Below are 8646 nucleotides of genomic sequence, written 5' to 3' on the forward strand. Positions count from 1 at the left end.
TAGGCCGAAAGCGGCTACGCTCGTCCGCGTGAACGCATCTGTTACCGACCCCTTCGCCGCCGCCTCCGCCGCCGCCGCCCGCCTGCGCGAGCTCACCGGCGCCGAGACCCACGATGTCGCCCTCGTGATGGGCTCCGGCTGGGCCCCCGCCGCAGAGGCGCTCGGCGCGCCCGAGGCCGAGTTCCCGGTCACCGAGCTGCCCGGCTTCCCGCCCCCGGCCGTCGAGGGCCACGGCGGCAAGATCCGCTCGTACAAGATCGGCGACAAGCGCGCGCTGCTCTTCCTCGGCCGGACCCACTACTACGAGGGCCGCGGCGTCGCCGCCGTCGCCCACGGCGTCCGTACCGCAGTCGCCGCCGGCTGCAAGACCGTCGTCCTGACCAACGGCTGCGGCGGTCTGCGCGAGGGCATGAAGCCCGGCCAGCCGGTCCTGATCAGCGACCACCTCAACCTCACCGCGACCTCGCCGATCGTCGGCGCGAACTTCGTGGACCTCACCGACCTGTACTCGCCGCGTCTGCGCGCGATGTGCAAGGAGATCGACTCGACCCTCGAAGAGGGTGTCTACGTCCAGTTCCCCGGCCCGCACTACGAGACCCCGGCCGAGATCAACATGATCCGCGTCATGGGCGCGGACCTGGTCGGCATGTCCACCGTGCTGGAGGCCATCGCCGCCCGTGAGGCCGGCGCCGAGGTGCTCGGCATCTCCCTGGTCACCAACCTGGCGGCGGGCATCTCCGGCGAGCCGCTGAACCACGAAGAGGTCCTCCAGGCCGGCCGCGACTCGGCCGCGCGCATGGGCAAGCTGCTGACCCAGGTCCTCGCCCGCATCTGAGGCACGGGCACGTACGAGAGCTAAGGCGGAAGTAGTGCAGGAACAGGCACAGGACGACCTGATCACCCGGGCCCAGGCCTGGCTGGCGGAGGACCCCGACGAGGAGACGGCGGCCGAACTGCGCGCGCTCATCGACGCGGGCGACACCGCGGAGCTCGCGGACCGCTTCTCCGGCACGCTGCAGTTCGGCACCGCCGGTCTGCGCGGCGAGATCGGCGCCGGCCCGATGCGGATGAACCGCTCCGTGGTCATCCGGGCGGCGGCGGGCCTCGCGGCCTACCTGAAGGCCCAGGGCCACGACGGCGGCCTGGTCGTCGTCGGCTACGACGCGCGCTACAAGTCGGCGGACTTCGCCCGCGACACCGCGGCGGTCATGACCGGCGCCGGTCTGCGCGCGGCCGTACTCCCCCGCCCCCTCCCCACGCCCGTCCTCGCGTACGCCATAAGGCACCTGGGCGCCGTCGCCGGCGTCGAGGTGACCGCGAGCCACAACCCTCCCCGGGACAACGGCTACAAGGTCTACCTCGGCGACGGCTCCCAGATCGTCTCCCCGGCGGACGCCGAGATCGCGGGCCACATCGCCCGCGTGACGACGCTCGACTCGGTCCCCCGCCCCAAGGACGGCTGGCTGCAGCTCGACGAGGAGGTCCTGGAGGCCTACCTGGCCCGTACGGACGCCGTCCTGACCCCCGGCGGCCCCCGGGGCGTGCGGACCGTCTACACGGCCATGCACGGCGTGGGCAAGGACGTCGTCATGGCCGCCTTCGCCCGCCACGGCTTCCCGAAGCCCGTCCTGGTCGCGGAGCAGGCGGAACCCGACCCGGCCTTCCCCACGGTCGCCTTCCCCAACCCGGAGGAGCCGGGCGCGATGGACCTGTCCTTCGCGAAGGCCGCCGAGGTCCGCCCCGACATCGTGATCGCCAACGACCCGGACGCGGACCGCTGCGCGGTGGCGGTGCCGGACAACGGCGGCTGGCGCATGCTGCGCGGCGACGAGGTCGGCGCCGTCCTGGCGGCCCACCTGGTCCACAAGGGCGCCCAGGGCACCTTCGCGGAATCGATCGTCTCCTCGTCCCTCCTGGGCCGCATCGCAGAGGCCGCGGGCCTGCCCCACGAAGAAACCCTCACGGGTTTCAAATGGATCTCCCGCGTGGAGGGCCTGCGCTACGGCTACGAGGAAGCCCTGGGCTACTGCGTGGACCCGGAGGGCGTCCGCGACAAGGACGGCATCACCGCCGCCCTGCTCGTGGCCGAACTGGCCTCGGAACTGAAGGAACAGGGCCGCACCCTGACCGACCTCCTGGACGACCTGGCGATGGCCCACGGCCTGCACGCCACCGACCAGCTGTCGGTCCGCGTCTCGGACCTCTCCGTCATCGCCAACGCCATGGCCAAGCTGCGCGCGGAGCCGCCCACCTCCCTCGCGGGCCTGCACGTCGTCTCGGCGGAGGACCTCTCGGTCGGCACGGAGAAGCTCCCGCCCACGGACGGCCTGCGCTACTACCTGGACGGCGACCACAAGGCCCGCGTGATCGTCCGCCCGTCGGGCACGGAACCGAAGCTGAAGTGCTACCTGGAGGTCGTGGTCCCGGTACCCGAACCCTCCGACCTGCCCCCGGCCCGCACCCGCGGCCAGGAAATCCTGGAAGCAATCAAAAAGGACCTGGCAGCAGCCATGGGCATCTGACGCCCCCAACGGCCCCCTCAACTCCACTGAGGGGGCCGTCGCCTTCCCACCCCTCTATGGGGACCGATCCAGACCTGACAACATCGTCACCACGACCAATCAGAGGTGGGACGAGGGGGCGTCGTGGCGCAGGGGACGCAAGGGCTGCTCTTAGGCGGCCGGTACCGGCTTGAGCGGGTCCTCGGGGCCGGAGGGTTCGGGCGGGTCTGGGCCGCACGGGACGAGACCCTCCAAACCGACGTCGCCGTCAAAGAGTTGATCGTCGAGCCGCACCTCCCCGAGGCCGAGCGCCATGACCGCCTGCGTCGCGCCCGGCGCGAGGCCCGCAACGCCGCCAAGCTGCGCGACCACCCACACATCATCAGCGTCCACGACGTGGTCATCGTCGACGAGGCCCCGTGGATCGTGATGCAGCTCGTCTCCGGCGGCACCCTCCAGGAGCGCCTGGCCCAGAGGAAGCGCCTGTCCGTCGACGACACCGCCAAGCTCGCCAAGGCCCTCCTCAGCGCCCTCGACGCCGCCCACGAACAGGGCATCGTCCACCGCGACATCAAGCCGGCCAACGTCATGCTCGCCGACGACCACCAGATCCTGCTCACCGACTTCGGCATCGCCGTCAACCGAACCGATTCGCGGCTGACCGCGACCGGCCTGGTCATCGGCTCCCTGCCGTACCTCTCCCCCGAGCGGGCCCAGGGCAAGGAGGCGGGCCCCGCGAGCGACCTGTTTTCCCTGGGCACGACGCTGTACGAGGCTGTGGAGGGCGTCAGCCCGTTCCATCGCGACGACCCGGCCGGCTCGCTCCACGCAGTGGCCTTCGAGGAGACTCCCCCCATGCGGCGAGCAGGCCGCATCGAACCCCTCATCAAGTCCCTCCTGGAGAAGAACCCGGCCGACCGCCCCTCCATCGCCAAGGCGCTGAAACTGCTCGACGCCCCGTCACCGCAGAAGGAGCAAGCCACCCTGCAGATCGAGAACCAGACCGGCGACTGGCTCGGCATCACTCTCGACGACGCGTACCGGGAAACGGTCAGGCCCGGCGCGACAGGCACGTACTCGCTCGCCCCAGGCGCTCGCAAAGTCGTGGTGAAGAGCAACGGGCACAACAGCGCCCCCTGCGTCCTCCACCTCAAGCCCGGCACCACCGAGCGCATCGCCGCCCGGCAACAGGGCAAGGACGTACTGCTGGGGAGCCAACAAAAGCCCGCGGAACAGCCGCCCGCCCCACCCGCGAGTCAGTCAAAAGCACGGCCACTCCTCGGCTGGATCGCCGCCATCGCGGTCACGCTGACGATCCTGTACGCGGAGAACAACTCCTTCGCCAACTGGGTCAGCTCCGGCCTGAACGGGGACGTGTCCTCCGCCGAGGTGGGCGACTGCGTTCACAACACCGACGGAGACGACTGGGTCAAGGTCCCCTGCTGGTCCGGCGCCACCACGTACACAGTCGATTACCGCATAGCGTCCTCGGTTTCCTGGCCCCTCTTCTTCAGCGACGAGTCCAAGAAGACCGGCTGCGACGGCTTCTACTACTACAAGGCCGACAGCAAGGCCGTCGACGCCCACCTCTACAGGACCGTCACCTTCCCAGGCCCGAACGCCAAGCCCTGGGAACTGTGCGTCAAGTCTCAGTGACCTCCCTCCTCTTGCCTTCCGCCACGGACGACCGGCGGACGCCGAGCCGGCAGGAGCGCGTGGCGATCCGACGCGCCTCTGTGCTCCGCAGGGTGATCCGGTCAGCGTGTGGCGCGGGCACCAGCCCCGGACGGCCGGGGGCCGCCAGGCAGAGAGAAGCGGGTAGCGATCTGACGCGCGTGGGTGCTCCGCAGGACGATCGGGGGCACCCCGGCCCGGAATCAGATGGACACCGCCCCGGCTGCCCGGTGGGCCGAGCCCCGTCCCCTCGCACCTCTCTGGCGGGACCGTCCATGCGTCTCTGACCCGGCCCGTTCCTTTGGGGGCTTCCCGGCAGTCTTCGTTTTTCCGGGGCGGGCCGGTCTGTCAAGGGTGGCCGAAGGCCATCGCGAAGCGACGCGACGCAGGAGCGCCCTTGACAGGCCGGCCCGCCCCGGAAGGACGATGGGACTGACGGGAAACCCCCAACCCTCCCTGAGACCGCCCAACCGAACCCCCGACCCGCACCGCGCGGCAACGCACCCCCCGGCCCCCACACTGGAGGCAGGTGGGCAGCCACCGACCGAGCCCGGGAGCCCGAGGGGGAGATAGCGGGCCCGCACCGCGCGGCAACGCACACCGACCCGCACAGGCACGCGCCACGAGGCAACGCAAACCACAGCCGCCCCCCACAAAGCCCCCGTCAGCCCCGTCGGCCCCCAGCCTCACCGCCCCGCTGAAGCCCCCGGCGAAGCCCCCGCCGAAGCCGTAGGTTGAGCGATCTCCCCCAGGGTCGGCACCGACTCCGGCCGCGACCGCACCGCGTCCGTGCACTCCCACTTCCGCGGCGGATCCGCGTCCGGGCCGCCCAGGACCAGCGGCCCCGGGCCCGCCGACACGGCGTCGCTGTCCGACAGCGTGCACACGATCTGCGCCAGCGCCACCGGCGGCAGGTCCTCCGGCTTGCGGCTCAACCGCACCGTGCCCGCCGGGTCCCCCGCCCTCGGCGCGACCGCCGTCAGCCCCTCGGGGACCCCGGTCGTGAACCCGGCGTCCCGCTCCTCCCCGGACGGCGTCCGCTCCAGCGCCTCCAGCAGCGCCTGGGCGACGAGCGCCACGGGATCCTTCAGCGTCCGCTTCTCCGGTACCGGAACCACCCGCTCCACGCCCACCAGCTGCGAGCCGCAGACCAGTTCCACCGTGGCCCGGAAGCCCTGCACCCCGCTCTGCCCGCTCGGCTGCGCCGGGGTGTCGCAGGACACCCGCGAGGGCGCCGGCCCGACGTCCACCGGCACGGTGGTCGCCCGGATCCCGCACCCGGAGACACACCCCGAGAACAGAACCGTCAACGCCGCGACCGCAGCCGCACCCACAGACCTACGCCTGCTCACCCGCGATCACCTTCCCCACGTCCACCGGCAGCCGCAGCGTGAACAGCGCCCCGCCCTCCGGCCCGTTGGCCGCGGTGATGTCCCCGCCGTGGATGTGCGCGTTCTCCACGGCGATCGAAAGCCCCAGTCCACTGCCGTCCGACTTCGGCCGCGAAGCGCTCGCCTTGTAGAAGCGGTCGAAGACGTGCGGCAGGACGTCCTCCGGGATCCCCGGCCCGTTGTCCTGCACCGCGATCACCAGCCACTCGCCCTCCACGACCACCTTGACCCGCACCGGCGACCCGCCGTGCTTGAGGGCGTTGCCGATCAGGTTGGCCAGGATGACGTCGAGCCGCCGCGGGTCGAGCCGCGCCACGATGCCGCGCTCGGCGTCGAGTTCGACCGCGTCGAGCCAGGCCCGGGCGTCGATGCAGGCCGTGACCTGGTCGGCGACGTCCACGTCGTCCAGCACCAGCCGGGCCGTGCCCGCGTCGAAGCGGGTGACCTCCATCAGGTTCTCCACCAGGTCGTTCAGCCGCCGCGTCTCGCTCACGACGAGCGCGACCGCCGGTGCGATCATCGGATCGAGGTCGTCGACCTCCTCCTCCAGCACCTCGGACACGGCCGTCAACGCCGTCAGCGGCGTGCGCAGTTCGTGCGACATGTCCGCGACGAAGCGCCGGCTCGCCTCCTCGCGCGCGCTCATGTCGGCGACCTTCTTCTCCAGCGCCTCCGCCGTCTTGTTGAAGGTGTGCGAGAGATCGGCGAGTTCGTCCGTCCCCGACACGTCCAGCCGGTGGTCCAGCTCGCCCTCGCCCAGCCGCCGCGCCGCGTCGCCCAGCCGCTGCACGGGCTTGAGCACGGTCCGGGCCGCGGCCTGCGCCAGCAGCGCCGACCCGAGCAGCGCCAGCCCGGTCGCGATCGTCAACGACCACGCCAGCGCATTCAAGTCATCCCGCTCCTGCGCCAACGACTTGTACATGTAACCCGTAGGCCCGCCGCCCACGATCCGCGTCCCGCCGACCAGGTACGGATTGCCGCGCGGCTTCGTCCGCTGCCAGTACACGTGGTACTCGGAGTCGTTCGCCGACGTCGTCTTCTGCCGGTCGTTGACCGCGTGCTGGAGGGACTTCGGTACGTCGGCCAGCGCGAAGGCGTCCGGCCCCGCCTGCCCCGACACCTGACGGCCGTCCTTGCGCTCCTGCACCAGCAGCACGCTGTAGCCGGGGCTGCTGCCCGCCATCAGCTCGGCGGTGCGCTGCATCTCCTCGGGCGTCGGATCGGCGGGCAGGGCGGCGGCGCGGTTCTGCATCTCCTGCCGGAAGTCTCCGAGCGCCGCGTCCTGGGTACGGGTGAGCACGGCCTCGCGGTTGAGCCAGTACGCGATCCCGGAGGCGGAGACGGCGGCCGTCAGTGCGACCAGGGCGAAGACGACGAGGAGCCGCAGCCGCAGGCTGGTCCAGCGCCGGCCCGCGAGCAGCGCGCGGATCACTGCGGGGAGTCCAGGCGGTAGCCGACGCCGCGGACGGTCCGGATCAGGGTGGGCGAGGACGGCACGTCCTCGACCTTGGCGCGCAGCCGCTGCACGCAGGCGTCGACGAGCCGCGAGTCGCCGAGGTAGTCGTGCTCCCACACCAGCCGCAGCAACTGCTGCCGGGACAGCGCCTGCCCGGGCCGGCGGCTCAGCTCCAGCAGCAGCCGCAGCTCGGTCGGCGTGAGCTGCAGGTCCTCGCCGTTCTTCGTCACCGTCATGGCGGACCGGTCGATGACGAGGGAGCCGAAGCTCGCGGAGTCGCTGGACTCCCGCTCGCCGCGGCGCAGCACGGCCCGGATGCGGGCGTCGAGGACACGCCCCTGGACGGGCTTGACCACGTAGTCGTCGGCGCCGGACTCCAGGCCGACGACCACGTCGATGTCGTCGTTGCGCGCGGTGAGCAGGATGATCGGCAGCTGGTCGGTGCGGCGGATCCGCCGGCAGACCTCGAAACCGTCGATCCCGGGCAGCATGACGTCCAGCACGATCAGGTCCGGCCGCTGCTCACGGAGCAGTTTCAGGCCGTCCTCGCCCGTCGCCGCGGTGGCCACACGGTGGCCCTGGCGAGACAGGGAGAGTTCGAGGGCCGTGCGGATGGCGTCGTCGTCCTCGATCAGCAACAGGAAAGGCACGGGCTCATTCTGTCCCATCGGCACTCGGGAGTTCGACCGCCGGGGACACGGGATCTCGCGGAGTCCGCTGTGACAGGCCTGTGACAGTCGGCGGACACCCCGGTTAAGTCGGCGGGGCAGTCTTCTATCAGCGAACGAAAGCACGGAACCGAACACCGAAACCGAAGCAGACTCCACGACGGGGGGCGCGAGATGAACACGCTGCACAGCACCACGACCAGCGCGGTTGTCACGCGGCTGCACGATGTGAACCGTCGGGCGGGTGTCCGTTCGGTGACGGTCACCCGGACCCGGCCGGCCCATCTCGTAGCCATCGACGCAAACCAGTACCAGGCGGTTCCCGCGCAGTCCGGACAGCCTGGACAGCCCGGACAGCCCGCCCCGTCCTCCACGTCGGAGGCGGAGTTCACGGCGTACGTCCAGGAGCGGCGGGCCGCCCTCTACGCGACGGCCTTCCACCTGACCGGGGACCGGTACGAGGCCGAGGACCTGCTGCAGAGCGCACTGTTCTCGACGTACCGCGCCTGGGACCGGATCAGCGACAAGGCCGCCGTCGGCGGGTACCTGCGCCGCACGATGACGAACCTGCACATCAGCGCGTGGCGCCGCCGGAAGCTGAACGAGTACCCGACGGAGGAACTGCCGGAGACGGCCTCGGACACGGACGCGATGCGCGGTACGGAGCTGCGCGCGGTGCTGTGGCAGGCGCTGGCCCGGATCCCGGAGCCGCAGCGCACGATGCTGGTGCTGCGCTACTACGAGGGCCGCACGGACCCGGAGATCGCGGAGATCCTCGGGATCAGCGTCGGCACGGTGAAGTCGAGCATCTGGCGGTCGCTGCGGCGGCTGCGGGACGACGAGGCGCTGAGCTTCGGGCGCGACGGTGGGCCCCCCGCCCGGTCGCGCGTCCCCAGACGCGCCCCGACGAGCGGGCCAGGCGGCCGCACCTGCGCCGGTGGCGACTGGACATCTGA

The 8646-nt window shown here is 71.5% G+C and carries 7 protein-coding genes; 4 read left to right on the top strand and 3 right to left on the bottom strand.

What is annotated here, in order from left to right; genetic code table 11:
* Positions 1–28 precede the first annotated feature (28 nt).
* From ACFTXQ_RS25915 to ACFTXQ_RS25925, 3 genes are all read left to right on the top strand, one after another.
* Complete coding sequence (locus ACFTXQ_RS25915) at positions 29–835, top strand: purine-nucleoside phosphorylase (RefSeq protein WP_382644684.1); 807 nt, start codon at positions 29–31, stop codon at positions 833–835.
* Between the two features lie 34 nt (positions 836–869).
* Complete coding sequence (locus ACFTXQ_RS25920; protein ID WP_382644686.1) at positions 870–2522, top strand: phospho-sugar mutase; 1653 nt, start codon at positions 870–872, stop codon at positions 2520–2522.
* A 123-nt stretch (positions 2523–2645) separates the two neighbouring features.
* Positions 2646–4157, top strand: a complete 1512-nt coding sequence (locus ACFTXQ_RS25925) for a serine/threonine-protein kinase (protein ID WP_382644688.1) — start codon at positions 2646–2648, stop codon at positions 4155–4157.
* Positions 4158–4861: 704 nt separating this feature from the next.
* On the opposite strand, the gene ACFTXQ_RS25930 is transcribed toward ACFTXQ_RS25925, so the two are convergent.
* The 3 genes from ACFTXQ_RS25930 to afsQ1 all read right to left on the bottom strand — a co-directional run bounded on the left by ACFTXQ_RS25930 (position 4862) and on the right by afsQ1 (position 7672).
* Positions 4862–5425 carry a hypothetical protein gene (locus ACFTXQ_RS25930; protein ID WP_382644690.1) on the bottom strand — a complete coding sequence of 188 codons (564 nt, stop codon included), beginning with the start codon at positions 5423–5425 and terminating at the stop codon, positions 4862–4864.
* An 88-nt stretch (positions 5426–5513) separates the two neighbouring features.
* Entirely contained in the window at positions 5514–6998 is a 1485-nt protein-coding gene (locus ACFTXQ_RS25935; RefSeq protein ID WP_382644692.1) for an ATP-binding protein, read from the bottom strand.
* A complete protein-coding gene (gene afsQ1 / locus ACFTXQ_RS25940; protein WP_215018238.1) occupies positions 6995–7672 on the bottom strand; it encodes a two-component system response regulator AfsQ1 in 678 nt (225 codons plus the stop codon). The genes ACFTXQ_RS25935 and afsQ1 overlap by 4 nt, the downstream gene beginning before the upstream one ends.
* Positions 7673–7864: 192 nt before the next feature.
* On the opposite strand from afsQ1, the gene ACFTXQ_RS25945 reads away from it, so the two are divergent.
* On the top strand, positions 7865–8646 hold a 782-nt coding region (locus ACFTXQ_RS25945; RefSeq protein WP_382644694.1), incomplete at its 3' end, for a SigE family RNA polymerase sigma factor.

The sequence above is a fragment of the Streptomyces sp. NPDC057010 genome (assembly GCF_042673805.1).
Taxonomy (GTDB): Bacteria; Actinomycetota; Actinomycetes; order Streptomycetales; family Streptomycetaceae; genus Streptomyces.